Genomic DNA, 25,229 nt, shown 5'->3' with positions numbered 1-25,229 from the left:
ACTCTCCCCAAAGGAATCGACATGCCGCCGACGCGCCTCCTCGCCGTCTCCGCCGCCGCCTGCCTGGCCGCCTCGCCCCTGCTCTCCTTCGCCCAGGTCACCGTCAAGGACGACGGCCAGTGGCGAGCGCTGTTCACCGCCGGGGCCAGTCTCTCGTCGGGCAACAGCGACTCGACGACGGTCAACCTCAGCGGCGAAGCCGTCAAGGCCACGAAGACCGACAAGCTGTCGATCAACGGCCGCGCGCTGTACCTGAAGAACGACGACGACCAGGCCGAGCAGCGCTACGCCTTCGGCACGCACTACCAGCGCGACATCAACGAGCGCGTCTTCGGCTTCGGTCAGTTCGACGCGCTCAAGGACGAGCCGTCCAACCTGTCATCGCGACTCTCCGTCGGCACCGGTCTCGGTTATCACGTGATCAAGCAGGACAACGTGACCTGGGACGTCTCCACCGGCGTGGGCTACACCCGCGAGCGCTACGTCGAGCCGTCGATCGTCGACGGCGTGGCGCGCGACCGGTACGCCAACACCGAGTTGCTGTTCGCCGAAGAATCGAACCACAAGATCTCGGACAACACGACGCTCAAGCAGCGCCTGGCTTATCTGCCCGACCTGCGCAACGGCGGCGAATTCCGCGCCACCTTCGACGGCGGCATCTCGGTCGCGATGACCAAGCGGTTCAGCCTCACGGCCACGGTCCAGCACCGCTACGACAGCAATCCCGGCGATGGGCTGAAGAAGAACGACACGCTGTTCATCACCGGCGTGTCGTACCGGATCGATTGATCGATTGCTTGCTTGATCGGTTGATCGGTTGCTTGCTTGATCGGTTGATCGGTTGACCGAAGATCGTCCGCCTCAACCAAGCAGCGCAATGAGCCGCGTCGCCGCCGGCGGCAGGTAGGCCTGGGCGCGATGCGTCACCACCAGGTGGCGGCGCATCGTCATCTCTTTCAGCACGACCTCGCGCAGTGATCGAAGCCGCCCAGGCCCTTCGAGGTGGCGGCGCGAGATGAAGCTGAGCAGCCCCGTCTCGGCGATCAGCGCGGGCAGCATCTGCAGCGAACTGCTCTCCACCTGGACCACCGGTCGCGGCAGGCCGTGCCGGTCGAAACCGTGATCGAGCCAGTCGCGCGTCGGCGCGCCCGCCGGCTGCAGCACCCAGCGGTATTCGCCGAGCGCCTTCAGGCTCGGTTTCCCCGAGAAGATCGGGTGTTTCGCCGAGGCGGCCACGACGACGGCGTCCTCGACCAGCCGCTGCGACACGAAGCCCGCTTCCGCGCGCCGTTCGGTGCCGACGATCAGGTCCAGCTCGCCCGCGCGCAGCATCGGCATCAGCGCGTCGACCAGCGCGACCGTCGTCTTCAGCGTGACCTCGGGCGCCTCCTTCAACAGTCGATTCACCGCCTTGGGCATCAGGAACTGCGCCGCCGTCGGCACGACACCGACGCGGACTTCGCCCGACAGGCCGCGCCCGATGTCGCTCATCTCGCGCTGCGCGTCCTGCGCGTCGAAGCGCAGCTGACGCGCCCAGCGCAGCATCACCTTGCCGGCCGGCGTCAGACGGATGCCGCGCCCCGCGCGCTCGAACAGCGGCGCGCCGGCCGCCTTCTCGAGCCGGCGGATCGCGCCGGTCAGCGCCGGCTGGGTGCGATGCAGGCGTTCCGCCGCCTGGCCGACGTGTTCGAGCTCGGCGATGGTCTCGAAGTAGCGCAGGTCACGGAGATCCATAGCAAAAGCCGTGCTGATGAAAACGAAAGAATAATCGATTGGACCGGGGTGGAGGGTCCGCCAATACTTGGCCTCGACAGCTTCAAGAACGTCCAGACCCCGGCCTGCGGACCGGGGCGCACACGGAGACAGACCCATGATTCGATCGATGCCCTCGCGCCGGGCGGCCCTCGCCGTTCCGCTGGCCATTCCACTCGCCCTGACCCTGGCCCTGTGGACGACCGCCAGCGTTGCCGCGCCCTATCCCAACAAGCCCATCCGCGTCTACGTGCCCTTCCCGCCCGGCGGCGGCACCGACGTGATCGCCCGCGAGGTCACGCAGGCGGTGGCGACCTCGACCAAGTGGGTCTTCGTCATCGAGAACAAGCCCGGCGCCGGCGGCAATCTCGGCGTGGACGCGGCCGCCAAGTCGGCCAAGGACGGCTACACGCTGGTGCTCGGCCAGAGCAGCAACCTCTCGATCAATCCGTGGCTGTACGCGCGCATGCCCTACGACCCCGCGAAGGACCTCGCGCCCATCGGCCTGGTCGCGCGGGCGCCGCTGGTGCTGGTGACCTCGGCCGACTCGAAACTGAAGACCATCGCCGACGCCGTGGCCGCCGCCAAGGCCCAGCCGGGTGCGCTGAACTACGCATCGGCCGGCAACGGCACGGTCGCGCATCTCGCCACCGAGCTGTTCCAGAAGGCCGCTGGCGTGAAGCTCCAGCACGTGCCGTACAAGGGCGTGGGGCAGGCGCTGACCGACGTCGTCAGCGGCAACGTGGACCTGTACATGTCGACCACGCCGTCGCTGCTCGGCCACATCCGCCAGGGCAAGCTGCGGCCGCTCGCGGTGACCTCGGACAAGCGGCTGCCCGAGCTGCCCAACGTGCCGACGCTGGCCGAATCCGGCTTCAAGGGCGCGGAGTCGGCGACCTGGTTCGGCTTCCTCGCACCGGCCGGCACGCCGCCGGAGATCGTCGCCCGATTGAACAGCGAGTTCACCAAGGCGCTGCAGCAGCCCGCGCTCGTGAAGAAGCTCGGCGACGAAGGCGTCGCCGTCACCGTCAGCACCCCCGACCAGTTCAGCCAGCTCATCCGCCAGGACCTCGCCCGCTGGGGCAAGGTCGTGAAGGACGCCGGCATCAAGATCGATTGAAGGAGAGCCCCATGAGTCAAGCCGCCGCATTGCCGAACGCGACGCAGAGCACGACGCCCGACGCGCTGCCCGACGTGATCCGGGACATCGAACGCACGCCCGCGGAGGTCGTGGCGCGCGCCGCCGCCTATCCGTCGTCCATCCTGGCCGACGTCGCGGGACGCCGCGGCGCGTTGCACGGGCGCATCCAGGGGCTGTCCCCGTCGATGCGCTTCGCGGGCACCGCCATCACCGTCGAGGTGCGGCCAGGGGACAACCTCATGATCCACGCCGCCATGGCATTGGCGCAGCCGGGCGACGTGCTGGTCGTCGACGGCAAGGGCGACCTGTCGAGCGCACTGATGGGCGAGATCATGTCGCAGCAATGCGTGGCGCTCGGCATCGCGGCCGTCGTGATCGACGGTGCCGTGCGCGACAGCGAGGCGATCCGCGCGCTCGGCTTCCCGATGTTCGCCGCGGGCTTGAATCCCAACGGGCCGACGAAGTCGGTCTCCGGCCGCTTGAACCATCCCGTCTCCATCGGCGGCGTGACGGTGCATCCGGGCGACCTGGTCGTCGGCGATGCCGACGGCGTCACCGTGGTCGAGCGCGCCAGGGCCGCGTCGCTGCTGCCGCTGGCCGAAGCGAAGGTCGCCGCCGAGACGGCCCGCATCGCGGGCATCCGTGATCGCGTGGCGTTGCGGCCGGCCTGGCTCGACGGCGCGCTGCGCGCCGCGGGCGTGATCAAGGACGGAGAGACGCTGTGAGCCGTCCCGTGCTGCTCGTGACCGGCGCGGACCTGGCGCCGCAGGCGCTCGCGCTGCTGTCGGACTTCGAGGTGATCTACGCCGGCAGGACGCCCAGCGAGGACGACATCGTCGACCTCTGCCGCGCGCGCAATCCGACGGCGATCATCGTGCGCTACAGCAAGGTCGGCGCGGCGGCGATCGAGGCGGCACCGGCCTTGAAAGTGATCTCCAAGCACGGCAGCGGCACGGACACGATCGACAAGGCCGCCGCCGCTGCGCGCGGCATCCACGTGGTGGCCGCGGCCGGCGCCAATGCGGCGGCCGTGGCCGAGCAGGCGATGGCGTTGCTGCTGGCCTGCGCGAAATCGGTCGTGGCGCTGGACGCGCGAATGCGTGATGGGCACTGGGACAAGGCGACGCACAAGAGCATCGAGCTGGAGGGGCGCACGGTGGGTCTCGTCGGTCTCGGCGCGATCGGGCAACGCTTCGCGCGGATGGCCGACGCGATGGGCATGCGCGTGATCGGATCCGATCCGTTCGCGAAGGAGCTGCCCGCGTTCATCGAACGCGTCGCGCTGGATCAGCTCTGGCGCGAGGCCGACGTGATCTCGTTGCACTGTCCGCTGACGGCGGACAACGCAGGGCTGCTCGACGCGGGCACGCTCGCGGCGTGCAGACGTGGCGTGATCGTCGTCAACACGGCGCGCGGCGGCTTGATCGACGAGGCCGCGTTGCTCGAGGCCGTCCGCAGCGGACAGGTGGCCGGAGCGGGCCTCGACAGCTTCGCGATCGAGCCGATGCCGGTGGACCATCCGTTCATTCACGAACCGCGCATCCTGCTCAGTCCGCACATCGGCGGCGTCACCGCCGACGCCTACGTGAAGATGGGCATCGCCGCGGCGCGCAACGTGCTGGCCGCGCTCGCGGGTTGACAGGCTACAGGCTGACAGGCTGACAGGCTGATGGGCTGATGGGCTGATGGGCTGATGGGCTGGCGGGCGGGCTGGCGGGCTGGCGGGCTGGCGGGCTGGCGGGCTGGCGGGCTGATGAGCTAACGGTCTCATGGCTCATGGCTCATGACTCATGACTGATGGCTCATGACTGATGGCTGATGGCTGCTGGGCCATCCCACTGCGGCGAGGCCCAAAAAGCACTGAGGGGCTCGCGCCCCTCAGTCTCTCGTTCAGCGCTCCATCTGACGGCCGGGGCCGTCGTTGCGGCGCGGCGGATCCACCGCGCGCGGAGGTTCCGCGGCCCGTGGCGGCTCGGCCCGCGGGGCGGGACGCGGCGCCTCGACGCGCGGCTGCTGCGGCATCGGGCGCGGCGCTTCGACGCGAGGCTGCTCCACGCGCGGTTGCTCGAACCGCGGCTGCTGCGGTTGCTCGAACCGCGGTTGCTGCGGACGCTCGAAACGAGGCTGCTCCGCACGGGGCTGCTCGAAGCGCGGTTGTTCAACACGAGGCTGCTCGAACCGTGGCTGCTCCACCCGCGGCTGCTCGACACGATCGGGGCCACGATGGCGCCAGTCGCTCCGATCGCGATCGCCATCGCGGCGCTCCGACGGACGTTGCACGTCGGGACCGCGCTGCGGCACCACCGTCTGCGCGGGCGGCGTCTGCTGCGCCTGCGGCAGCTGCGGCAGCTGCGGCCGCACCGTGGCGTTGTCGGGCTCGGGGCGGATCACGCCGCGAACCGGGCGGCTCTCTCCGGGCCGCGCATCATTCGGCGCGTCCGGGCGACCGTCACCGTTCCGGTCCATGAAGGGGCGGCTTTCGTTGCGGCCATCGTTACGACCGTCATTCCGTCCGCCATTGCGACCGTCGTTGGGGCCATCCGGCCGACCATCGTGATTGCGGTCCACGAACGCACGTCCGTCATTGCGCCCATCAGGGCGGCCATCCGGACGACCATCGGCCTGCCCGATCGGACGCGGCGGCCACGCGCGCTGCGGCTGCAGCGCGGTCGCCGGCAGCGGCGCCGACACAGGGCGTTGCGTGTAGAGCGCGCCGTGGTCACGCTCGTTCCGATAGGCCGGTGGGCGCTGACCCGGCCGCACGACGGTGGCCGGATTCGCATCCGGATTCACGCGGCGCCAGTAGGCCTGGCTGTGGCGGAAGCCCGGGGTCCAGGCCTCGCGCGGCGCCAGCGGCACCCAGCTGCCGTAGCGCGGCGGCGGCGGACGCCGGCCTCCCCCCACGACAACGCCGATCGAGATCCCCGGCCCCACCCCGCCGACCAGCGCCGGCGCATACGCGGGACGACGCACATACGGTCCCGGCACCCAGCACCAGCGGTCGCGCCAGTAGGCCCAGCGGCCGTAATGGAACGGTGCGAAGCCCCAGGGCATGTCGTCCACCCAGGTGTAGCCCCAGCGCGCGCTCCACATCCAGCGGCCGTAGCGGTACGGCGCCCAGTCGGCGACGACCACCTGCGGCACCCACACGGCGCCGTAATCCGAGCTCTGTTCCCAGGCGCCGTAGCGCGCCAGATCTTCAGCGCCGGTCATCTCCGGCGACACGTAGGGCACGCTCGTGCCGCTGCCCACCAGCGGCTGGACCGCGTCGCGGCTGTCTTCCAGCATCAGGCGCGCGAAGCCGTCCTGCTCCAGCGGCTGACGCTCGGTGCGCGGGCCGTTGTCCCACCAGAACTCGGCCTGTTCGTTCGTTCCCAGCCAGACCGGCTGCGCGTCGGTCGCGCGCGAGTCGAAGCGCAGCTTGCCCTGCCACGCCTGCGCCTCGCTGCCGCGATCCAGCTGCGTCACGCGGTACAGGCCCTCGCGCTCGAAGCCGAAGCGGCCTTCGAGCGTGCGCACCGTCCATTCATCGGCCGACTCCTGGCCCCGCACCCGCAGACCGACCGCGCCCTTCACGATCTGCACCGCGATGCGGTTGTCGGCGAGCGCATTGAACTCGATCTCGCTGCGCTGGTCGATCCACAGCGTGGACGTGCCGATGGTGACCGTCGCGCCGCTCCCGTCGTCGGAACGCAGCCGATCGCCTTCGCCGATGCTCTGGTTGCGGTGCATCTGCACCCATTCGCGTTCATCGGCGTCGTACAGCCACACCGAGCCCGCCAGATCGGCCAGCCGCCCCGCGCGCGACGGGGCGTCCGCCATCGCCGGGCCATGGGCCAGCAACGCCGCCAGCGCGACCAGCACCAGCGAGGTCGCGATCCACCAGCGCGACAGCGCCCCGCGATCCCGCGCACGCGCCAGCCCGGGGGTCGGGCGTCGGAACAACGCGTGCTCCGGCGGACGATCTGGTGAACGATTCAGCGAACGGGTCATCGAGTCTGTCATGGCCTTGAGCCTCCACCGGTATCCGGAGGAATGCGGGACGCGGAACTCCGCGATCGCTTCTTAACGCTTTGGCGACGTCCTGGTGCACGCCTGCTTACAACTTGACGCCCTGTTGCGCGAAGGTCAAGCGGACGGCGTATGTCCATCCGCGATATCCATCCGGTCCGACTGCGCGCCACCAGACGCTCGCAGACGCTCGCAACAGGTTCCGGCACTGCTCCGGCACCCGGCGCGCCCGGGATTGCGCCCGGGTCAATCGTCGGTGTTCGGGTCCAGGCCCGGGAACAGGATCTCGGTGAAACCAAAGCGGCTGAAGTCCTTGATGCGCATCGGATACAGCGTCCCGACCAGGTGATCGCATTCGTGCTGGACGACGCGGGCGTGGAAGCCCTCGGCCTCGCGGTCGATCAGGCTGCCGAAGGCGTCGAAGCCGCGGTACCGGATGCGGCTCAGCCGCGGCACGACGCCGCGCAATCCCGGCACCGACAGGCAGCCTTCCCAGCCCTCTTCCATGTCGTCGGACAGCGGCTCGATGGTCGGGTTGATCAGCACCGTCATCGGCACCGGCGGCGCCTCCGGATAACGCTCGTTGCGCTGGAAACCGAAGACGACCACCTGCAGGTCCACGCCGATCTGCGGCGCGGCCAGGCCGGCGCCGTTGGCGGCCTTCATCGTGTCGAACATGTCCTCGAGCAGCTGCTTCAGCTCCGGCGTGTCGAAGTCCTCCACCGGCTTGGCGTGGCGCAGCAGGCGCGGGTCGCCCATCTTCAGGATGTCTCGAACGGCCATGGCGGGTTCCTTGTGCGGTGGCTTCCGGGGGAAGCGTGGCGGGTCATGCAGGCGACGGCGGCCGGAGGCGCCATCACGTAATCTGGGGACCATTCTAAGAACCCGACCCGGAGACCGCCCGTGAGCGTCACCACCGCCCTGCCCTCAGCCCCGGCATCACTGCCGGCCTACCTCGAACCGCTGGGTCCCGGCGTCTTCGCCATCGACACGGCCTTTCAGCGCGACCACTTCGACGCGGCGTTCCTGATCGTCGACGGCGGGCGCGCGGCCTTCATCGACACGGGCACGCGGCTGGCGCTGCCGCGGCTGCTCGGCGCGCTGGAGGCGCTCGGCGTGCCGCGCGACGCCGTGGACTGGGTGATCCCGACCCATGTGCATCTGGACCACGCCGGCGGCGTCGGTCCGCTGATGGCGGAACTCCCGTTGGCGACGCTGCTGGTGCATCCGCGCGGACTGCGGCACATGGTCGATCCGTCCGCGCTGTGGGCCGGTGCGCTCGCGGTCTACGGCGAGGCGGAGATGCGCCGCTCCTACGGCGAGCTGGCGGGCGTTCCGGAATCGCGCGCGCAGGCGAGCAGCGATGAGCAGCGCATCACCGTGGGCGCGCGCCCGCTGCGGCTGATCGACACGCCGGGGCACGCGCGCCATCACCACTGCGTGTGGGACGAGACGAGCGGCGGCTGGTTCACCGGCGACACCTTCGGCTTGTCGTATCGCGAGTTCGACGATCCCGAACGCGGCGCGTGGATCATGCCGACCAGCACGCCGGTGCAGTTCGAGCCGGACGCGCTGCGCGCCTCGATCGCGCGGATGATGGCGACGCGGCCGTCGCGCATGTACCTGACGCACTACAGCGTCGTCGGCCGCGATGCGGCGGACGTCGAGCGCCTCGCCGCGCTGCTGGTCGCGCAGATCGACGAGATGGAAGCGATCGCGCTGCGGCTGAAGGACGCGCCGGATCGGCACGTTGCGCTCAAGCGCGAGTTGCTCGCGCTGTACCAGCGCCGCGCCATCGAACACTGCGGCGAGCGCATGCCGCCGACGCGTGTGGCCGCGCTGCTGGCGATGGATGTCGAGCTGAATGCGCAGGGGTTGAGCGTGTGGCTGGACAAGCTCGACAAGGCTTCGACAGCCTGAGCGCGAGGCGGCCGTTCGGCATCGGCATCGGCATCGGCATCGGCATCGGCATCGGCATCGGCATCGGCATCGGCATCGGCATCGGCATCGGCGTCGGCATCGGCGTCGGCATCGGCGTCGGCATCTGCGTCGACAACACCCCAAAGAAAACGGCGGCCAAGGCCGCCGTGAGGTCATGCGTGAAGCGGTGCGTCACGCGTCGAGATTCAACTCCTGGATCTTCCGCGTGATCGTGTTGCGTCCGATGCCGAGCTTCTGCGCGGCCTCGATGCGGCGGCCGCGCGTCAGGTCCAGCGCGGTCAGGATCAAGCTGGCCTCGAAGCGACGCGTCAGCACGTCCCACACGTTGGGCTCGCCGGCCGCGAGCAGGCGTCTGGCCTCGCGCGCCATCTCGGCGACCCACGCGTCCGGCGACGGCGGAATCGGCACCGCCGGCAACGGCATCGATGTGGATGCAGCCGAACTCGTCAGCCCGCTCGCCAGCGGCATGACCTCGGACGACATCGTGGCGGAGATCGCCGACGCATGCGCGCCGGGCTGCGCCAGCAGTTCCTGCGGAAGGTCCTTGGCCTCCACCACCAGGCTCGGCGCCATCACGCTCAGCCAGTGGCAGATGTTCTCCAGTTGCCGGACGTTGCCCGGGAAGTCGAAGTTCACCAGGCGCTGCAGCGCCGCCTCCGACAGCCGCTTCGGCTCGACGCCCAACTCGCCCGCGCTGCGCTGCAGGAAGTAGCGCGTGAGCAGCGGCACGTCCTCGCGGCGCTCGCGCAGCGGCGGCAGTCTCAGGCGGATCACGTTCAGGCGGTGGAACAGGTCTTCGCGGAAGCGCCCTTCCTTGACCAGCGTCTCGAGGTTCTGGTGCGTCGCCGCGACCACGCGCACATTCGCCTTCTGCGGGCTGTGACCACCGACGCGATAGAACTGGCCGTCGGACAGCACGCGCAGCAAGCGCGTCTGCAGGTCCAGCGGCATGTCGCCGATCTCGTCGAGGAACAGCGTGCCGCCCTCGGCCTGCTCGAAGCGGCCGCGCCGCGTCGCCTGCGCGCCGGTAAACGCGCCGCGCTCATGGCCGAACAGCTCCGACTCCAGCAGGTCCTTCGGGATCGCCGCCGTGTTGATCGCGACGAACGGCCCGTCCGCGCGCGGACTGTGCTTGTGCAGCGCCCGCGCCACCAGTTCCTTGCCGGAACCCGACTCGCCGGTGATCAGCACCGTCACGTGGCTCTGGCTCAGCCGGCCGATCGCGCGGAACACGTCCTGCATCGCCGGCGCCTGGCCCAACATCTCGGGCATCTGCACCTGCTCGGCCTCGCCGACGGCTTCGCGCTGGCTCTCTTCCTGCGCGCGCCGGATCAGCTCCACCGCGCGGGGCAGGTCGAAGGGCTTGGGCAGGTATTCGAAGGCCCCGCCCTGGAACGCGCTCACCGCGCTGTCCAGGTCCGAGTAGGCCGTCATGATGATCACCGGCAGCCCCGGCAGCTGCTTCTTGATCGTGCTCAGCAGCTCCAGGCCCGAGCCGCCCGGCATGCGGATGTCCGACACCAGCACCTGCGGCGTGTCCTCCTCCAGCGCGGCCAGCACCTCGCGGGTCTGGCTGAAGCTGCGCACCGGCAGCCCTTCGCGCGTCAGCGCCTTCTCGAGAACAAAACGGATGGAATGGTCGTCGTCAACAATCCAGATCGACTTCATCTATGGCTCCCCTTTCCCCCGTTGTCGGCTTGTGGCCGCGGCTCAGGGCAAAGGCAGGGTGATTCGGAAATCGGTCCGACCCGGCTGGCTGTCGCAATCGATCATCCCCTGGTGCTGTTGGGCGATCGTCTGCGCCAGCGTCAGCCCGAGACCGGAACCGCCCTCTCTCCCTGAAACCAGCGGAAAGAAGATGCGGTCCTTGATCTCCTCGGGCACGCCCGGGCCGTTGTCTTCGATATGCAATTCCAATGCCAAGCGCCAGCGCTGCTTGCCGATGGTCACCTGCCGGGCCACGCGTGTGCGCAGGGCGATGAAGGCATCGCCCATCGGGATGCGCTCGTGCAGCGCCTGCGCGGCGTTCTGGACGATGTTGAGCACCGCCTGGATCAGCTGCTCGCGGTCGCCGCGGAAGTCGGGCAGCGAGATGTCGTAGTCGCGGATCATCGTCAGCCCGCGCGGGTACTGCGCCAGCACCAGCGTGCGCACCCGCTCGCAGACCTCGTGGATGTTGACGTCGCCCACCACCTGCGCGCGCCGGTGCGGCGCCAGCAGCCGGTCGACCAGCGACTGCAGCCGGTCGGCCTCGTGGATGATGACCTCGGTGTATTCCTCGAGCTCCGGCCACAGGTCCGTCGGCTGCAGCTCCAGCGCCAGCAGCTGCGCCGCGCCGCGGATGCCGCCCAGCGGATTCTTGATCTCGTGCGCGAGGTTGCGCGTCAGTTCCTTGGTCGCGTGGACCTGGTCGAGGTTGCGTTCCTCGCGGTCCTGGCGAGTCTGCTGCGCGTTCTCGATCAGCTCGATCACCAGCCGCTGCGGGTCGTCGGTCTGGCTGACGATCACGTGCACCGGCAGCAGGTCGTCATGCGTGCGCGGGCCGCGACGGATGGTGGCGTCGAAGCGCGAACTCGAGAACGCGTTGCGGCTCACCTCCTCGAGCGCCTCGACCACACGCCCGGTGTCGACGAACCATTCGAGCAGGTTGCTGCCCTGCACCGCGCGGCGCGGCAGGTTGAACAGCGTCTCGACGGCGGTGTTGGCGAACTCGCAGGTGCCGTCGGCTCGGACCACGGCGACCAGGGTCGCCAGCAGGTCGAAGCAGGCGTACTGCGCGTGATGCGGATCGTGGGGAACTGGGGCGGGCGTCTTCTTCATGCGGTGTCGCTCTCGTCGCCATCGACGCGCGACAGGCCGGCGGCCCCGCCCGCCGTCCCTCGATCAGAGGTTGGGCGGCGGAAGCTTGGCGAGCTCGCGCTTGATGGCCTGGACGTCGGCCTCCTGGCGCGACACCGAAGCCTTGAGCTCGGTCGTGCGGTCCAGGTACTTCTGGTAGTTGCGTTCGTCGCCGCGGCGCTCGGGCTGGCCGTTGTTGTATTCCTGCTGGATCTTGGCGAGCTTGCCTTCGGCGTCGCGCAGTTCCTGCTCGAGGATGCGGCGGCGGTCGTCGTCGCGGACACGCTGGTCCTTGACATCGACCTTGAGGTCAGCACTCTGACCTCCCGAGGCGGGCGCCGTCGTCGACGGCGCGCGCGGCTTGCTCGGCGCGATCACGGAGATCGGCGTGCCCTCGATGCTGCGGCAGCCCTTGTCGGCGGCTTCCTTGGCGGACATCGCGTCGGTGTACAGCACGGGGGGGCCGGGGCAGCGATACACCACGCCCTGCGCCGATGCCTGCCCGGCCGCCATGCCCACCATGGCGGTCAGCATCATCACCAACCACGAACGTCCCACCCGCTTGTGCTGCAGCGTCATCTGCATTCCCTGCTTCTAACTGACCAGAGTCGTCGGGCATTGTGACGCAATCAGTCACTGTCAGGCGAGGGCGTGCATTCACGCGCTGTTGCCAGGTGTACGCGCGGGGAAGGTCCGGCACGGCGCGCCAATGAGAAAGGGACGGCCGGAGCCGTCCCTCTGCGTGGTCACGAACGTGCGGAGCGGGCCGTGCCGAAGCGGTCATGGCGCCCTCCGCGCGGACGATCACAGCGAGTAGTACATGTCGAACTCGACCGGGTGGGTGGTCATGCGGAAGCGCTGGACTTCCTGCATCTTCAGCTCGATGTAGGCATCGATGAAGCTGTCGGTGAACACGCCGCCCTTGGTCAGGAACGCGCGGTCCTTGTCCAGGTACTCCAGCGCCTGGTCCAGCGAGTGGCAGACGGTCGGGATCTTCGCGTCTTCTTCCGGCGGCAGGTGGTACAGGTCCTTCGTGGCGGCTTCGCCCGGATGGATCTTGTTCTCGACGCCGTCCAGACCGGCCATCAGCAGGGCCGCGAAGGCCAGGTACGGGTTGGCCGAGGGATCCGGGAAACGCGCCTCGATGCGGCGGCCCTTGGGGTTCGCCACGTACGGGATGCGGATCGAGGCCGAACGGTTCTTGGCCGAGTAGGCCAGCTTCACCGGGGCTTCGAAGCCGGGCACCAGGCGCTTGTACGAGTTCGTGCCGGGGTTGGTGATGGCGTTCAGCGCGCGGGCGTGCTTGATGATGCCGCCGATGTAGTACAGCGCGAAGTCGCTCAGGCCGGCGTAGCCGTCACCGGCGAACAGGTTCTTGCCGTCCTTCCACACCGACTGGTGGACGTGCATGCCCGAGCCGTTGTCGCCGACGATGGGCTTCGGCATGAACGTGGCGGTCTTGCCGTAGGCGTGCGCGACGTTCTGGATGATGTACTTCTGCAGCTGCAGCCAGTCGGCGCGCTGGACCAGCGAGCTGAACTTGGTGCCGATCTCCATCTGGCCCGCGTTCGCGACCTCGTGGTGGTGGACTTCGACGGGGATGCCCATCTGTTCCAGGATCAGGCACATCTCCGAGCGCATGTCCTGGCCGCTGTCGACCGGGGGCACCGGGAAGTAGCCGCCCTTGACGGTCGGACGGTAGCCGCTGTTGCCGTGCTCGTAGTCCTTGCCGGTGTTCCAGGCCGCTTCTTCCGCCTCGATCTTGACGAAGGAGCCGGACATGTCGACGTTCCAGCGCACGCTGTCGAAGATGAAGAACTCGGGTTCCGGACCGAAGTAGGCGGTGTCGCCCAGGCCGGACGACTTCAGGTAGGCCTCGGCGCGACGGGCCAGCGAGCGCGGATCGCGCTCATAGGCCTTGCCGTCGGTCGGATCGATGACGTCGCAGCTCAGGATCAGGGTCGGTTCTTCGAAGAACGGGTCGATGTTGGCCGTGTTCGGATCCGGGATCAGCAGCATGTCGGACGCTTCGATGCCCTTCCAGCCGGCGATCGAGGAGCCGTCGAAGGCATGGCCCGACGTGAACTTGTCTTCGTCGAAATGGGAGACGGGCACGGTCACGTGCTGCTCCTTGCCGCGCGTGTCGGTGAAGCGGAAGTCAACGAACTTGACTTCATGCTCCTTGACCAGGTTCATCACGTCGGCGACGGTCTTGGTGGCCATCAATCACTCCTAGAGGGGGCTGGATGAGAAAGAAAGAGTCGTGGGGCATCGGCCCAGCGCGGACGATTTAGCAGTTTGCATGCCAACAGATGGCGGCACGGTGACAGTCAGGCGCCAGAGCGGTGCATGGCACGCAAGCCCTTGATGCCCAACGCGCCACACGGGGGCGGTGTCAGGCGATCAGAGAGATCCGCTGCCCGACCACGCCCGGCATCGTCCGGGCGACCTGCCCGAAGCGGTGCATCATCGCACCAATTCAGTGCTGATGGCGGCACCAAACTGAACCACGCCCGCCCGCAGGGCAGCGTAGGCGGCGTCCATGGCGGCCGGGTCGCCCTTGACGCCCAGTTCGATGTGCCGGCCCCATTGCGGGTGGTCGACGCTGGGCAGCGAGAAGACCTTGATGCCGGGGAAGTCGGACTCGACGCGTTCCATCAGCGGCGTCAGGCTGGCTTCCATGGCGCCTTGCACGATCAGCGAGCGCTCCCGCGTGCCGACCTCGCGATGCAGGTCGGCGTGCAGGTGGTCCAGGACCCACTCGATCATCGGGTGCGCCATCACCGGGAAGCCGGGGACGAAGTAGGCGCGACCGACCGAGAAGCCGGGGATCTTGTTGTACGGGTTCGGGATGATGGCGGCCCCTTGGGGGAACACGCCCATCTCCATGCGGCGCCGCGTGTCCGGATGGTCACGCTCGGGCGTCGTGCCCTGCTCCGCGGCCATCTGCTGGACGCGCTGCCAGATCAGGTCCGCGGCTTCGGGATGCAGCTCGAGCGGTCGACCGAGCGCCGCGGCCGCGGCCTGGCGCGTGTGGTCGTCCGGCGTCGCGCCGATGCCGCCGCAGCTGAAGAACAGGTCGCCGCTGTCGAAGGCGGCGCGGTACTCGCGGATCAGGTGCTCGCGGTCGTCGCCGAGGTACTTCGCCCAGGCGAGCGACAGGCCGCGCGCGCCCAGCAGCTCGATCACCTTGGACAGGTGCTTGTCCTGGCGTTTTCCGGAGAGGATCTCGTCGCCGATGATGAAGAGGCCGATGTTCATGCGGGGTTCCTGCGAAAGCGTGGGAGCGGAGGTCGGCGCGGGCCTGGATCGGGATCAGAGCGGCGACGGCTTGTTCTCGATGCGGGGCGTCGGACCGGGGGCCGGGTCTTGCCTGTCGTCGACATTCTCGATCTGGTCGACCTGGTCCAGGACACGCGGCGGTGCAGCCTCGTAGTTCGCCGGCAGCGCGTCCATCACCGGATCCGGCGCGCGATCGGCGACGGTGTCGGCGCGCCGCATCTCCTGCAACGCGGCCAGCGCGTAATGCGAGAACCACAGCGAGCTGAACGCGAAGACCAGCGTGTACAGCCACACCGAGACCAGGATCAGCACCGGCGCGAAGGCGATCGTCAGCGCGCCCATCGCCCAGATCGCGGCAGGCGCCGCACCGAGGTAGCCGGTGGCCAGGCCGAGCACCAGCAGCGGCATCCGGTGCTCGGTGATCAGGCGGCGGCGCTCGGGGCCGGACGCATGCTCGGCGAGCACGTCGAAGGTGAAGACGCGGTAGCCCAACCAGCCCCAGATCAGCGGCGGCAGGATCAGCGCCAGCGGCGGGATGAGCCAGAACGGCAGCGACGCGATCAGCAGCACGACGCACAGCACCGTGTGGCCGAGCGACCAGCTCAGGCTCGCGACGAAACCCGCGCCGTGCTTGCGCTCCAGGCTGGCGAAGCGCCGCTGCGCGACCAGGTCCACCATCGACGGCGTCATCAGCAGCGCCACCAGCAGCAGGCTCAGCACGACCAGCGCCGGCACGGCCATCGCCAGCACGATGATGGGCGCGAGCACGGTGCGGAAGGACGCGGCGCCGAGGCTGTCCAGCCACTTCAGCATGCCGTCGATGAGACTCCACGACTCCATCGTCGCGCGCACGCCGGCGACCGCCGCTTCCCAGAAGAAGTAGCCGAGCCCGAACGCCAGCGCCGCCGACACGATCAACGGCAGCAGCGACAGGCCGATCACCCGCGGATGCAGGCAGTACGCGGCGGCGCGCCAGAACGAGTCCGCCAGGCGGCTCATCGGCTTGATCATCAGTCGTTCCCTCCGGCCGGCGCGCGGCCGGCGATGTCCATGGGCGCGCCGCCGGACGGGGTCGATCCGTTCCCGGGCGCGTCCGCGATCTTGTCACGCCCGACCATCCGCTTGAGTCCCAGCCACTGCTGCGCCCAGAAACCGCGCCCGTAGTCGCGACCGCCCTCCTCCGGCAACTGGTCGCGCACGCCGGTCGGATCCCAGCGGTCCTCGAAGTTGGCGGTGCGGAACAGCACGTCCCAGATCGGGAACATCACCGCGAAGTTGTGGCCGCCCAAGGTGCCGCGGCCGAAGCCCTCATGGCCGATGCCGATCGAATGGTGCAAGCGGTGGAAGCGCGGGCTCACCAGCAGCCGCTCGCCGATCAGGCCGAAGGTCAGGCGCAGGTTCGCGTGCTGCAGGTTCTCCAGCAGCTGCGAGATCGCCACCAGCGCGACGAACTGTCCGGGACCGACGCCGATCAGCCGCGCCGTCACCGCGACGGCGCTGTCGATGATCAGGTCGTCGAGCAGATGGTTGCGGCTGTCGCTCCACATCGTCATCTGGCGCTGGCTGTGGTGCAGCGAATGCAGCGCCCACCACCAGTTCCACGAATGCTGCGCGCGATGCAGCCAGTACATCAGCAGGTCGAAGGCGACGAGGTAGACCACGAAGCTGACCCAGGCCACGTCGGTGACGCCGGGCCACAGCGCGTCGAGCTGGAAGGTCGGGATGCCGTGCATGCGCATCTCGCCGACGGCGCTGTCGAACAGCGGTTCCAGCGAGAAGAACATCACCAGCCGGAACAGGCCCAGCCGCTGGATCAGCGTGTAGAGGATGTCGATGCGGATCGCGTGGCGGTCGGTGACGGCCTCAGCCGGACGCCAGCGCTGCAAGGCGCCGATCACCGCCAGCATCACGATGATCTGGATCAGGCCGACCAACAGCCAGCCGGTCGCGTCGAACGCGTCCTCGAGCAGGTTGCCGTAACCCAGGTTGAAGACGATCGGTTGAATGACGCTTTCGAACAGCGCCTGCTGCACCTGTCCGAACAGATCGGTGAACCAGTCCATCACGCCGTCGGCCCTCCTGAAAATCGATGCATCGCCGCTTCAGCCCGGAAGCACGTCCACACGCCGACGCTTCAGCGCCTGAGCGCGTCCTTCGGGCCTGGCGCCCCGGCGCCACCGCCGGAGGCCGCGGTGCCCGCGGCCGACGTCGCCTTCAGGGCGACCGCCTCCTGCGGCCTGCGCATCCACGCGACGTACTCCGGATGATCGCGCAACGGCGCGAAGCACATGCCCCGGGCTTTCAACCCTTGCAGCAGCGGTTCCAGCACCGTCGGCGCCCAGGGGTCCTGCCGCGACCAGATGCCCAGGTGCGCCATCAGGATGTCGCCGGGCTTCACACGTCGCAGCGCCTGATCGAGCAGCGCCTGGTTGGGAAACTTGTCGCTCGGCAGTTCGTCGCCGAGGAAACCCGACGCGCTCCAGCCCACATGCCGGAAGCCGCAGGCCTGCGCCGCCGCGAGCAGCGCCGGCGAGGTGCGCCCGGCCGGCGCGCGGAAGATCATCGACATCGGCCGCCCCGTCATCTCGAGGAAGCGCCGCGCGGGGCGCTTGAGCTCCTCGCAGTACTCGGCCGAGGTCAGCACGACGTTCTGCGGCACCTGCTCGCCCGCCGCGCGCTTGAAGCGGAACTTCCCGTCGGGCAGATCCGCCGACCAGGCGTCGTGGAACCAGGTGTGCGAGCCGAAGTCATGGCCCTGCTCCGCCAGCTGCTTCCACCAGGGCGCCCACTTGTCGTCGAGCGTCTGGCCGCCGTCCATCGTCGGCTCCTGCGCCAGGAAGAACGTCGCCTTCGCGTCGAAGCGCTTGAGCGTGTCGACGATCAAGGGCGCGACCCCCATGTGGCCGGTGTCGAAGGTCAGATAGACGGGTTTGTCGCAGGTCGCGGCGGCCGGCGCTGGCGCGGACTGCGGCTGCGCCTGCACGACCGCGGTCAGGCCGAGCAGCAGCATCGCGCCATGACGCGACACCTGACGCAGCGCATGACGGCGCGCCTGGCGCAGGACGAACGAAGTCTTCACGGGTAGTGGCCTGGGTGGGGTCGCGCTCACTGGCGCGGCATCTGGTCGAGCGTCCACACGCCGTGCGGCGACTTGCCGACCTTGACCTGCTGCAGGATCTGCTTGGTCTGCAGGTCCATCACCGTGAGCTTGCGGGCCCAGCGCGACGTGAACATCAGCGTGCGGCCGTCGGTCAGGATCTCCATGTCGTCCGGGCCGCCGGGAGCCTTGAACGTGTCGACGACCGTGAAGTCCGCCAGCGCGATCTTGCTGATCGTGTTGGCCGCGCGGTTGCTCACCAGCACATGCTTCCTGTCGCCGAGCGCGCGGAACGAGTGGGCGCCGTCGCCGGTCTCGATGCGCTTGACCAGCTTGGGTTGCGCGGCGCTGACGTCGTAGACCTCGACGCTGCGCTCGCCGGTCAGCGCGACCAGCAGGTACTTGTCGTCGGGCGTCAGGTAGAGATCGGCGGGCAGCTTGCCGACGGGGATCTTCCAGCGCGCGGCCATCGTGTTCAGGTCGATCGCCAGCAGCTCGCTGCTGTCCTGCAGGCTCGCGTAGACGACGCTGCTCCTGCTGTCGATGGACAGGTGGCTCGGCGTCTTCGGCGCGGAGAAACGCTTGAACAGCGCCAGCGGCTGTGCCGCGTTCTGCGGCTGCCACTTGTAGATGTCGACGTGGTCCAGGCGATTGCCGGCCAGCACCAGCCACTTCATGTCGGGCGAGAAGCGCAGGTGGTAGGGATCGGGAATGCCGCGCACGGTGCGCTGCACTTCGGCCGTCACCGGATCGAGGAAGGTCAGGGAGTCACCCAGCGCGTTCGCCACGACCATCGTCTTGCGGTCGGGCGTCAGGTAGAGGTGATGGGGCTCCTTGCCGGTCGGGATGCGCTTGAGCTCGCGGAAGTCCTTCGGGTCGATGACGCTGATGTCGGCGTCCAGCGAGTTCAGCACGAAGATGGGACTGCCGACGGACGCGAAGGCGGCCGGGGCCGCGGTCAGCGCGCCCAAGGCGGCAACGACCAGGGCGGTGACGGCCAGGGCGGCCCGCACGGGCCGCACGAGGGAAGACAGCATGGAGATCCTCAACAGGAGATGCCCGGCGCGCCCAGCGCCACGCAGCCCTCAAGTGTAGGCGGGTTCACCCTAGGTCCCGGCCGGAACAGGGCCGCGCAGCCCCTGCTGATGCGGGCTTGGGCGCCAGACAGGTCCGGTGCGTGAGCTGATCTTGAGCGATTCGAGGCGCCGTCTTCACGCGGCCAGCGAGTCAGTCACGGGACGGTCGTCTGGGCCTGCCGTTGCATCCGGTTGCGCCAGACTTGCCGCCAGCGTTGCGGCAAGTCTGCGCATGGCGAACTTCGCCCGACGACTTATTCGTCGTCGCCGCCCAGCAGGCCACCCAGCAATCCGCCGCCGGCGATGCCGGTCAACAGGCCGCCCTCTTCCCGGGAGCCCCCGCGTTGCGGGGCCGCGGCGAAGACACGCGAAGCCAGACGGGAGAACGGCAGGCTCTGCAGCCAGATCTCGCCGGGGCCGGTCAGCTTCGCCAGGAACAGACCTTCGCCGCCGAACAGGGCGGTCTTGATCTTGCCTACGTACTGGATCTCAAAACTCACGCTGGGCGTGTAGGCGACGACGCAGCCGGTATCCACCAGCAGCGTCTGACCCGGCTGGAGCGTACGTCGAACCACGGTACCCCCTGCATGCACGAAGGCCAGCCCATCACCATCGAGCTTCTGCATGATGAACCCTTCGCCACCGAAGAAGCCAGTCGACAGGCGCTGCTGGAGTGCGATCCCCAGCGACACGCCGCGGGCCGCACACAGGAACGCATCCTTCTGGCAGATGAGCGTGCCCCCGAGCTTGCCCAGATCCATCGGCAGGATCTTGCCGGGATACGGCGCCGCGAAAGCGACCCGCAACTTCCCATGACTCTGGTTCGTGTAGACCGTGGTGAACAGCGATTCACCGGTCACCAGCCGCTTGCCGGCGCCCAGCAACTTCCCGAAGAAACCGCCCTGGTTGGCGGACCCGTCGCCGAACACCGTGTCCATGCCGATACCGGCATCCATGAACATCATGCTGCCGGCTTCACCGATCGCTGCTTCGCCGGGGTCGAGTTCGACCTCGACGAACTGCATCTCGGCACCCTTGATTTCGTAGTCGACTACATCCATGGCCATGGTCTTCACTTTCTGTCTTTTCACCCGGAAACGGGCGCGATATTAACGTCTCGCGGCCTTCCTATACTGCGGTCATGACGCCCATGTCTCCTGACGAAAGCGCACCCAACACCCCCCTGAAGCCCGGCGACAGCTACGTGCAATCCTTCGCACGCGGCCTGTCGGTGATCCGGACCTTCGATACCCACCACGCCCGGCAGACGCTGACGGAAGTCGCCAAGCGCTGCGGACTGACGCGCGCCGGCGCGCGTCGCATCCTGCTGACGCTGCAGACGCTGGGCTACGTGAGATCGGAGGGGCGGCTGTTCGAGCTGACGCCGAAGATCCTCGATCTCGGCTTCGCCTACCTGTCCTCGCAACCGCTGTGGCGCTTCGCCGAGCCGGTGGCCATCCAGCTGGCCAACGACCTGCGGGAGTCCGTCTCCATCGCGGTGCTCGACGGCGACGACGTGGTCTTCGTGCTGCGCGCGCCGCTGCGCAAGATCCTGTCGGACCCGATGGGCATCGGCAGCCGTCTGCCGGCGTGGGCGACGGCCACGGGCCGCGTGCTGCTGGCCTCGCTGACGGTCGAGGAACGCGAGACCCGCGTGGCGCAGGTGCAGCTGGCGCGACGCGCGAGCAACACCGTGCGCTCGCACGAGGAACTGCGCGCCGCGATCGAGCAGGCGCGGCGTCAGCACTGGTGCCTGGTGGACCAGGAACTCGAGGATGGCGTGCTGAGCGTCGCCGTGCCCATCACCGGCCGTGACGGCCGGGTCGTGGCGGCGATGAACGTCAGCACGCATGCCTCGCGCACGCCGCCGCAACTGCTGCTGGAACAGGGTCTGCCCAAGCTCCAGGCGGCGGCGCAGAACCTGTCGCAGCTGCTGGTGCTGATGAAGAAGGACTGAGGCTGAAGGGCGCATTCTTGCGTCCGGCAACGACGAAGGGCTGCCGAGGCAGCCCTTCTTTGCATGCGCCCGGCCTTCGGACTTTCGGTCCGCAGGCCGTTCGTCGATGTCGCTCAGCCGGGCTGAGCGAGTTCCGACTCACTAGCCCATGTGCAGCCCGCCGTTGCAGCTGAAGTCCGCGCCGGTGGTGAAGCCGGACGTCTCGCCAGCCAGCCAGCCGACGATCGAGGCGATCTCCTCGGGTTCGCCCAGGCGCTTCACCGGGATGCCGGCCACGATCTTCTCGAGCACGTCGGGCCTCACCGCCTTCACCATGTCGGTGCCGATGTAGCCCGGGCTGACGGTGTTCACCGTCACGCCCTTGGCCGCCAGCTCCTGCGCCAGCGCCATCGTGAAGCCGTGCATGCCGGCCTTGGCCGCCGAGTAGTTGGTCTGCCCGACCTGGCCCTTCTCGCCGTTGACCGACGAGATGTTGATGATGCGCCCCCAGCCCTTGTCGACCATGCCCGGCACCACCTGCTTGGTGACGTTGAACATGCTGTTGAGGTTGGTGTCGATGACGGTGTCCCACTCGTCGCGGGTCATCTTGAGGAACATGCGGTCCTTGGTCACGCCCGCGTTGTTGACCAGCACCTCGATCGGCCCATGCTCCGCGATCGTGCGATCGAAGGCGGCGACGGTCGAGTCCCAGTCCGCCACGTTGCCGACCGAGGCATAGAACGTGTAGCCCAGCGCCGTCTGCTCGGACAGCCACTTGGCGTGATCGCGGCTCGGGCCGCAACCGGCGATGACCTTGAAGCCTTCCTTGTGGAGGCGCTGGCAGATGGCGGTGCCGATGCCGCCCATGCCGCCGGTGACGTATGCAACTTTCTGACTCATGCTTGCCTCCTGTATGACCCCCCGGTGCGCCGCGTCCGCGGTCGGGGTGCCTGGAATATCGGTACGGGAAAGACGCGAAAAAACCACTCCGGAACGAAGCGGGAAAGAAGCCGGGAAATCGCTGATCGCTTCAGCGCTCGACGCACAGGGCGACGCCCATGCCGCCGCCGATGCACAGGCTGGCGATGCCCTTCTTCGCATCGCGCTTGATCATCTCGTGCAGCAGCGTGACCAGGATGCGGGCGCCGGACGCGCCGATCGGATGGCCCAGCGCGATCGCGCCGCCGTTGACGTTGACCTTGCTGACGTCCCAGCCCATCTCCTGATGCACCGCGCAGGCCTGCGCGGCGAAGGCCTCGTTGATCTCGAGCAGGTCCAGGTCCTTGGGCTGCCAGCCGGCGCGCTGGAGCGCCTTCCTCGACGCCGGCACCGGGCCCATGCCCATGGTCTTGGGATCGACGCCGGCGCTCGCGTACGAGGCCAGGCGCGCCAGCGGCGTCAGCCCCAGCGACTTGGCCTTGGCGTCGGTCATCAGCACCAGGCCCGCGGCGCCGTCGTTCAGGCCCGACGCGTTGCCGGCCGTCACCGAACCCGCCTTGTCGAAGGCGGGCTTCAGCCCGGCCAGCGCCTCGGCGTTGGACTTGCGGTTGATGAACTCGTCGGCCGAGAACACCACCGGATCGCCCTTCTTCTGCGGGATCGTCACCGGCACGATCTCGGCGGTGAAGCGGCCCGCGTCCTGCGCCGCGGCGGCCTTCTGCTGGCTCGCCAGCGCCAGTTCATCCTGCTGCGCGCGGCTGACGTGGTACTCCTTGGCCACGTTCTCGGCGGTGATGCCCATGTGGTACTGGTTGTACACGTCCCACAGGCCGTCGGTGATCATCGTGTCGACCAGCTTCCAGTCGCCCATGCGCTGGCCTTCGCGCGAGCCCGGCAGCACGTGCGGCGCCAGGCTCATGCTCTCCTGGCCGCCGGCGATGATGATGTCCGAATCGCCGTCGCGGATCGCCTGCGCGGCCAGCATCACGGCCTTCAGGCCGGAGCCGCAGACCTTGTTGATCGTCAGCGCCGGCACGGTCACTGGCAGGCCCGCCTTGATGACGGCCTGGCGCGCCGGGTTCTGGCCGACGCCGGCGGTCAGCACCTGGCCGAGGATGACCTCGTTGATCTGGTCGGGCTGCAGGCCGCTTCTGCGCAGCAGCTCCTGGATGACGATCGCGCCCAGCTCGCTGGCGGGGGTCTTCGACAGCGTCCCTCCGAATTTGCCGATCGGCGTGCGCGTCGCGGCGACGATGACGATGTCTTGGGGTGAACTCATGACGGTCTCCTTTTTCGAAACTGCTGGACGGCGGGCGTCAGCGGGTGACTGCTGGATGAACTGGCGGAATCAACTCTGAACCGGATGGGTTCTCACTGCGCGGGAGTGGGTTTCACGCGCGCTGCTTCACATAGCGGCCTGGCGCCGGCTCGATGGCCTCGTGGCCGTGACCGCCCGGCTTGCGCGGTGCCGCCTTCTGCGGACCCGCGTGGCCGGCCAGCCACTGCGACCAGTCGGTCCACCAGCTGCCGGGATGCTCGGTGGCGCCCTGCAGCCATTGCTGGTGATCGGCGGGCAGCGCCGCGCCTTTCCCCAGCCAATGGCTGCGCTTCTTCTTCTCCGGCGGATTGATGACGCCGGCGATGTGCCCGGACGCGCCGAGCACGAAACGCTTCTTGCCCTTGAACACCTGCGTGCTGCGGTAGGCGGCGTCCCACGGGACGATGTGGTCCTCGCGCGAGCCGTAGATGTAGACCGGCGCCTGGATCGCGCCGAGGTCGACCTTCTCGCCGCAGACGGTCAACTGACCGGGCACGCGCAGGTCGTTCTGCAGGTAGGTGTGGCGCAGGTACCAGCAGTACATCGGACCCGGCAGGTTGGTCGCGTCGCCGTTCCAGTACAGCAGGTCGAAGGCCGGTGGCGCATCGCCCTTCAGGTAGTTGCCGACGACGTAGTTCCAGACGAGGTCGTTGGGGCGCAGGAAGCTGAAGGTCGTCGCGAGCTCCTGGCCCTTGAGCAGGCCCGGACCGCTCACCGCCTGGTCGCCCAGCGTCATCTCGCGCAGCTGCACGGCCTGCTCGTCGATGAACAGGTCCAGCACGCCGTTGCTGCTGAAGTCGATCAGCGTGGTCAGCAGGGTGACGCTTTCGGCGGGCTGCTCGCCGCGCGCGGCCAGCACGGCCAGCGCGGTCGCCAGGATCGTGCCGCCGACGCAGAAGCCCAGCGTGTTGATCGTGTCGGTGCCGGCGATCTCGCGCGTGACCTCGATGGCCTTGATCGCGGCGCGGCCGATGTAGTCGTCCCAGGTCCAGTGCACGCAGTCCGCATCGGGATTGCGCCAGCTCACCACGAAGGTGCGGTGCCCCTGCGCCACCGCGTAGCGGATCAGCGAGTTCTCCGGCTGCAGGTCGAGGATGTAGTACTTGTTGATGCAGGGCGGCACCATCAGCAGCGGCCGCGCATGCACCTTGGCGGTCAGCGGCTTGTACTCGAGCAGCTGGAAGAACTCGTTCTCGAAGACGACGTGGCCTTCGGTCGTCGCGACGTTGCGGCCGACCTCGAAGGCGGATTCGTCGGTCTGCGACACGTGCCCGCGCCGCAAGTCGGCCATCAGCAGCTGCAGACCGCGCGAGAGGCTTTCGCCCTGCGTGTTCAGCGCGCGCTGCTGGGCTTCGGGATTGAGCGCGAGGTAGTTGCTCGGCGAGGCCGCGTCGACGAACTGCTGCACCGCGAAGCGGACGCGCGCCCGGGTCTTGTCGTCGGCCTGCACCTGGTCGGCCATCCGCTGCAGCGTCTTGGCGTTGAGCAGGTAGAGCTGCGCGGTGAAGTGGGCCAGACGGTTGTCGTTCCAGGACGCGTCGGCGAAGCGGCGGTCCTTCAGCGCAGCGGTCGCGCCGGAACCCGTGGCGGACGCCGTCGAGGCGGCGATCGCGCCGTGCGCGGCGGCCTGCGCCGCCGCCTGGGAATCACCGAGCGCGGCGTTCCACAGCTCGCCGGCCTCGCGGACGTACTCGGACTGCAGCCGCGACCAGGCGTCGGCGGGGATCTGCATGGCCTGCAATTGCTTGAAGGCATCGCCGAAGCCATGCGACAGACTGCTGGCCGTCTGTTGGGCCTGCTGGGCCCAGTGTTCGAAACCGTGGACCGATGCGCCGGGGAACCCGGCTGCGGCGTTGTTCGCGCTCATGTGTCTCCTCATGCCGACCTGAGCAAGAAGC

At 68.6% G+C, this 25,229-nt stretch carries 23 protein-coding genes; 7 read left to right on the top strand and 16 right to left on the bottom strand.

The features are described 5' to 3' along the window. Positions 1-21 precede the first annotated feature (21 nt). The gene (locus ACQ4L4_RS00355) at positions 22-789 is read left to right on the top strand and encodes a DUF481 domain-containing protein (protein WP_431102264.1); all 768 of its coding nucleotides are present in this window, start codon (positions 22-24) and stop codon (positions 787-789) included. 72 nt (positions 790-861) lie between these two features. Here ACQ4L4_RS00355 and ACQ4L4_RS00350 read toward each other — a convergent pair whose 3' ends face one another. Next, a complete protein-coding gene (locus ACQ4L4_RS00350; RefSeq protein WP_431102263.1) occupies positions 862-1,734 on the bottom strand; it encodes a LysR family transcriptional regulator in 873 nt (290 codons plus the stop codon). A gap of 136 nt (positions 1,735-1,870) precedes the next feature. Between ACQ4L4_RS00350 and ACQ4L4_RS00345 the strand changes: the two genes are divergently transcribed. Genes ACQ4L4_RS00345 through ACQ4L4_RS00335 form a run of 3 tightly spaced genes read left to right on the top strand, consistent with a single transcriptional unit; the run spans position 1,871 to position 4,532 of the window. Further along, on the top strand, positions 1,871-2,872 hold the full coding sequence (locus tag ACQ4L4_RS00345; RefSeq protein WP_431102261.1) for a Bug family tripartite tricarboxylate transporter substrate binding protein: 1,002 nt from the start codon (positions 1,871-1,873) through the stop codon (positions 2,870-2,872). An 11-nt stretch (positions 2,873-2,883) separates the two neighbouring features. Beyond that, a complete protein-coding gene (locus ACQ4L4_RS00340; RefSeq protein ID WP_431102260.1) occupies positions 2,884-3,618 on the top strand; it encodes an RraA family protein in 735 nt (244 codons plus the stop codon). Further along, the gene (locus ACQ4L4_RS00335; RefSeq protein ID WP_431102259.1) at positions 3,615-4,532 is read left to right on the top strand and encodes an NAD(P)-dependent oxidoreductase; all 918 of its coding nucleotides are present in this window, start codon (positions 3,615-3,617) and stop codon (positions 4,530-4,532) included. Before ACQ4L4_RS00340 ends, ACQ4L4_RS00335 begins: the two co-directional genes overlap by 4 nt. Before the next feature lie 251 nt (positions 4,533-4,783). Here ACQ4L4_RS00335 and ACQ4L4_RS00330 read toward each other — a convergent pair whose 3' ends face one another. Then, positions 4,784-6,838 carry a DUF6600 domain-containing protein gene (locus ACQ4L4_RS00330; RefSeq protein WP_431102257.1) on the bottom strand — a complete coding sequence of 685 codons (2,055 nt, stop codon included), beginning with the start codon at positions 6,836-6,838 and terminating at the stop codon, positions 4,784-4,786. Positions 6,839-7,150: 312 nt separating this feature from the next. Beyond that, positions 7,151-7,687 (bottom strand): peptide deformylase, encoded by a 537-nt coding sequence (def, locus tag ACQ4L4_RS00325; protein WP_431102256.1) that lies wholly within the window; start codon positions 7,685-7,687, stop codon positions 7,151-7,153. Between the two features lie 120 nt (positions 7,688-7,807). Here def and ACQ4L4_RS00320 point away from each other — a divergent pair, with 120 nt between their 5' ends. Together ACQ4L4_RS00320 and ACQ4L4_RS00315 are read left to right on the top strand one after the other, a co-directional pair. Then, entirely contained in the window at positions 7,808-8,824 is a 1,017-nt protein-coding gene (locus ACQ4L4_RS00320) for an MBL fold metallo-hydrolase (protein WP_431102254.1), read from the top strand. Continuing rightward, positions 8,788-9,054, top strand: a complete 267-nt coding sequence (locus ACQ4L4_RS00315; protein ID WP_431102252.1) for a hypothetical protein — start codon at positions 8,788-8,790, stop codon at positions 9,052-9,054. The genes ACQ4L4_RS00320 and ACQ4L4_RS00315 overlap by 37 nt, the downstream gene beginning before the upstream one ends. Here the strand turns inward: ACQ4L4_RS00315 and ntrC are convergent. From ntrC to ACQ4L4_RS00265, 10 genes are all read right to left on the bottom strand, one after another. Further along, the gene (ntrC, locus tag ACQ4L4_RS00310; RefSeq protein WP_377156740.1) at positions 9,017-10,513 is read right to left on the bottom strand and encodes a nitrogen regulation protein NR(I); all 1,497 of its coding nucleotides are present in this window, start codon (positions 10,511-10,513) and stop codon (positions 9,017-9,019) included. The genes ACQ4L4_RS00315 and ntrC overlap by 38 nt on opposite strands. Before the next feature lie 42 nt (positions 10,514-10,555). Then, a complete protein-coding gene (gene glnL / locus ACQ4L4_RS00305) occupies positions 10,556-11,665 on the bottom strand; it encodes a nitrogen regulation protein NR(II) (RefSeq protein ID WP_377156742.1) in 1,110 nt (369 codons plus the stop codon). A gap of 63 nt (positions 11,666-11,728) precedes the next feature. Next, entirely contained in the window at positions 11,729-12,268 is a 540-nt protein-coding gene (locus ACQ4L4_RS00300) for a hypothetical protein (RefSeq protein WP_431102251.1), read from the bottom strand. 219 nt (positions 12,269-12,487) lie between these two features. Continuing rightward, a complete protein-coding gene (glnA, locus tag ACQ4L4_RS00295; protein WP_377156747.1) occupies positions 12,488-13,906 on the bottom strand; it encodes a type I glutamate--ammonia ligase in 1,419 nt (472 codons plus the stop codon). 243 nt (positions 13,907-14,149) lie between these two features. After that, a complete protein-coding gene (locus ACQ4L4_RS00290; protein ID WP_431102250.1) occupies positions 14,150-14,944 on the bottom strand; it encodes a competence/damage-inducible protein A in 795 nt (264 codons plus the stop codon). A 54-nt stretch (positions 14,945-14,998) separates the two neighbouring features. Then, a complete protein-coding gene (locus ACQ4L4_RS00285) occupies positions 14,999-15,976 on the bottom strand; it encodes an EI24 domain-containing protein (protein WP_431102249.1) in 978 nt (325 codons plus the stop codon). Next, positions 15,976-17,028 carry a sterol desaturase family protein gene (locus tag ACQ4L4_RS00280; RefSeq protein ID WP_377156753.1) on the bottom strand — a complete coding sequence of 351 codons (1,053 nt, stop codon included), beginning with the start codon at positions 17,026-17,028 and terminating at the stop codon, positions 15,976-15,978. Before ACQ4L4_RS00280 ends, ACQ4L4_RS00285 begins: the two co-directional genes overlap by 1 nt. A gap of 71 nt (positions 17,029-17,099) precedes the next feature. Continuing rightward, positions 17,100-17,975, bottom strand: coding sequence for a polysaccharide deacetylase family protein (locus ACQ4L4_RS00275; protein ID WP_431104840.1), 876 nt, complete (start codon positions 17,973-17,975; stop codon positions 17,100-17,102). 95 nt (positions 17,976-18,070) lie between these two features. Continuing rightward, positions 18,071-19,099 carry a YncE family protein gene (locus tag ACQ4L4_RS00270; protein WP_431102248.1) on the bottom strand — a complete coding sequence of 343 codons (1,029 nt, stop codon included), beginning with the start codon at positions 19,097-19,099 and terminating at the stop codon, positions 18,071-18,073. Between the two features lie 293 nt (positions 19,100-19,392). Continuing rightward, positions 19,393-20,205: a TIGR00266 family protein gene (locus ACQ4L4_RS00265; protein WP_377162067.1), complete on the bottom strand. Its 813-nt coding sequence runs from the start codon at positions 20,203-20,205 to the stop codon at positions 19,393-19,395. 83 nt (positions 20,206-20,288) lie between these two features. Between ACQ4L4_RS00265 and ACQ4L4_RS00260 the strand changes: the two genes are divergently transcribed. Continuing rightward, positions 20,289-21,095 carry an IclR family transcriptional regulator domain-containing protein gene (locus ACQ4L4_RS00260; RefSeq protein ID WP_431102247.1) on the top strand — a complete coding sequence of 269 codons (807 nt, stop codon included), beginning with the start codon at positions 20,289-20,291 and terminating at the stop codon, positions 21,093-21,095. A 141-nt stretch (positions 21,096-21,236) separates the two neighbouring features. On the opposite strand, the gene phbB is transcribed toward ACQ4L4_RS00260, so the two are convergent. The 3 genes from phbB to phaC form a co-directional block, all read right to left on the bottom strand. Then, a complete protein-coding gene (gene phbB / locus ACQ4L4_RS00255) occupies positions 21,237-21,974 on the bottom strand; it encodes an acetoacetyl-CoA reductase (RefSeq protein WP_377156759.1) in 738 nt (245 codons plus the stop codon). A gap of 130 nt (positions 21,975-22,104) precedes the next feature. After that, positions 22,105-23,292 carry an acetyl-CoA C-acetyltransferase gene (locus tag ACQ4L4_RS00250; protein ID WP_431102245.1) on the bottom strand — a complete coding sequence of 396 codons (1,188 nt, stop codon included), beginning with the start codon at positions 23,290-23,292 and terminating at the stop codon, positions 22,105-22,107. A 112-nt stretch (positions 23,293-23,404) separates the two neighbouring features. Continuing rightward, on the bottom strand, positions 23,405-25,210 hold the full coding sequence (phaC, locus tag ACQ4L4_RS00245; protein WP_431102244.1) for a class I poly(R)-hydroxyalkanoic acid synthase: 1,806 nt from the start codon (positions 25,208-25,210) through the stop codon (positions 23,405-23,407). Positions 25,211-25,229: the final 19 nt, after the last annotated feature.

It is taken from the genome of Roseateles noduli (assembly GCF_050626985.1).
GTDB lineage: Bacteria > Pseudomonadota > Gammaproteobacteria > Burkholderiales > Burkholderiaceae_C > Roseateles > Roseateles noduli_A.
Note: the sequence above shows the minus strand (reverse complement) of the source record. Positions and strands in the feature narration are given on the sequence as shown.

What these genes read in the sequence shown, in the direction of transcription:
- ACQ4L4_RS00355 (WP_431102264.1), top strand. Translation starts at nt 22, where the DNA reads ATGCCGCCGACGCGCCTCCTCGCCGTCTCCGCCGCCGCCTGCCTGGCC.
- ACQ4L4_RS00350 (WP_431102263.1), bottom strand. Translation starts at nt 1,734, where the DNA reads ATGGATCTCCGTGACCTGCGCTACTTCGAGACCATCGCCGAGCTCGAA.
- ACQ4L4_RS00345 (WP_431102261.1), top strand. Translation starts at nt 1,871, where the DNA reads ATGATTCGATCGATGCCCTCGCGCCGGGCGGCCCTCGCCGTTCCGCTG.
- ACQ4L4_RS00340 (WP_431102260.1), top strand. Translation starts at nt 2,884, where the DNA reads ATGAGTCAAGCCGCCGCATTGCCGAACGCGACGCAGAGCACGACGCCC.
- def (WP_431102256.1), bottom strand. Translation starts at nt 7,687, where the DNA reads ATGGCCGTTCGAGACATCCTGAAGATGGGCGACCCGCGCCTGCTGCGC.
- ntrC (WP_377156740.1), bottom strand. Translation starts at nt 10,513, where the DNA reads ATGAAGTCGATCTGGATTGTTGACGACGACCATTCCATCCGTTTTGTT.
- glnL (WP_377156742.1), bottom strand. Translation starts at nt 11,665, where the DNA reads ATGAAGAAGACGCCCGCCCCAGTTCCCCACGATCCGCATCACGCGCAG.
- ACQ4L4_RS00300 (WP_431102251.1), bottom strand. Translation starts at nt 12,268, where the DNA reads ATGCAGATGACGCTGCAGCACAAGCGGGTGGGACGTTCGTGGTTGGTG.
- glnA (WP_377156747.1), bottom strand. Translation starts at nt 13,906, where the DNA reads ATGGCCACCAAGACCGTCGCCGACGTGATGAACCTGGTCAAGGAGCAT.
- ACQ4L4_RS00290 (WP_431102250.1), bottom strand. Translation starts at nt 14,944, where the DNA reads ATGAACATCGGCCTCTTCATCATCGGCGACGAGATCCTCTCCGGAAAA.
- ACQ4L4_RS00285 (WP_431102249.1), bottom strand. Translation starts at nt 15,976, where the DNA reads ATGATCAAGCCGATGAGCCGCCTGGCGGACTCGTTCTGGCGCGCCGCC.
- ACQ4L4_RS00280 (WP_377156753.1), bottom strand. Translation starts at nt 17,028, where the DNA reads ATGGACTGGTTCACCGATCTGTTCGGACAGGTGCAGCAGGCGCTGTTC.
- ACQ4L4_RS00275 (WP_431104840.1), bottom strand. Translation starts at nt 17,975, where the DNA reads ATGCTGCTGCTCGGCCTGACCGCGGTCGTGCAGGCGCAGCCGCAGTCC.
- ACQ4L4_RS00270 (WP_431102248.1), bottom strand. Translation starts at nt 19,099, where the DNA reads ATGCTGTCTTCCCTCGTGCGGCCCGTGCGGGCCGCCCTGGCCGTCACC.
- ACQ4L4_RS00265 (WP_377162067.1), bottom strand. Translation starts at nt 20,205, where the DNA reads ATGGCCATGGATGTAGTCGACTACGAAATCAAGGGTGCCGAGATGCAG.
- ACQ4L4_RS00260 (WP_431102247.1), top strand. Translation starts at nt 20,289, where the DNA reads ATGTCTCCTGACGAAAGCGCACCCAACACCCCCCTGAAGCCCGGCGAC.
- phbB (WP_377156759.1), bottom strand. Translation starts at nt 21,974, where the DNA reads ATGAGTCAGAAAGTTGCATACGTCACCGGCGGCATGGGCGGCATCGGC.
- ACQ4L4_RS00250 (WP_431102245.1), bottom strand. Translation starts at nt 23,292, where the DNA reads ATGAGTTCACCCCAAGACATCGTCATCGTCGCCGCGACGCGCACGCCG.
- phaC (WP_431102244.1), bottom strand. Translation starts at nt 25,210, where the DNA reads ATGAGGAGACACATGAGCGCGAACAACGCCGCAGCCGGGTTCCCCGGC.